Source organism: Marinobacter halodurans (genome assembly GCF_004327985.1).
Classification (GTDB): domain Bacteria; phylum Pseudomonadota; class Gammaproteobacteria; order Pseudomonadales; family Oleiphilaceae; genus Marinobacter_A; species Marinobacter_A halodurans.
The window spans coordinates 1-652 of sequence record NZ_SJDL01000182.1 but is presented as its reverse complement, the minus strand read 5'-3'; the positions used below and the strand labels follow the sequence as shown (position 1 = coordinate 652).

Sequence of the window (652 nt, the reverse complement as noted above, 5' to 3'; positions counted from 1 at the left end):
TGGAAACACCCGGAACTGGGAAGTCACCGGTCCGGTATCGCTTAACCCTGGGAAATCGCAGGAAGTTGAGCGCAATAAGCTGGCCGCTTAAATGCGGTCATTTGGACAACTGGGTTGAAAATCGCCGTAATGCTCCAACGCCATGTCAAAACACGCACAGGCAAGCATATTCCTCTGAGTGTTTGGATACTCTAACGAACTGAGTTCTTGGTCGAACCAGTTCTGAATACCCTTCGATCGTTTTAACGCCGGAGCTAGATCCATATTTTTAACGCCCGGCACATGCGCCGGTTTGGAGCCGCGAAGCGGCGGAAAAGCGGTCGCCGTGATGCCGCTTGTTAGGCATTTCATACTCCGAATTCATCAAAAGACTTTGGGCCATATCCCCAAATCCGCAGTATGTCTTCCCTAACCTCATATTCGAAGCCTATATCTTTGACTAAATCAACGACCCATGAGGTGTCTTGTTCTTTCTGAGTGGATTGCAGGCTAATGTCAAACCACTCCACACCAACGAACGGGAAAGTGTAGTGGTCAACTAATCCCGGACAGTATTTTAAGGTTTTCCTCAGCTGCAACGGGCGGAATGCCATCGTTGAATGTGTGAGGTCGCTGCCGGTTGTAATAGTCCATCAGATAGCCACCAACATCT

The 652-nt window shown here is 49.2% G+C and carries 1 protein-coding gene; it reads right to left on the bottom strand.

Annotated features, from left to right (window positions below):
* Nucleotides 1-347: 347 nt before the first annotated feature.
* A complete protein-coding gene (locus tag EZI54_RS25395; RefSeq protein WP_341352875.1) occupies nucleotides 348-593 on the bottom strand; it encodes a DUF6678 family protein in 246 nt (81 codons plus the stop codon).
* Nucleotides 594-652: the final 59 nt, after the last annotated feature.

Bases quoted from the DNA above. Each gene is read 5' to 3' on its own strand.
- EZI54_RS25395 (WP_341352875.1), bottom strand. From the start codon at position 593: ATGGCATTCCGCCCGTTGCAGCTGAGGAAAACCTTAAAATACTGTCCG.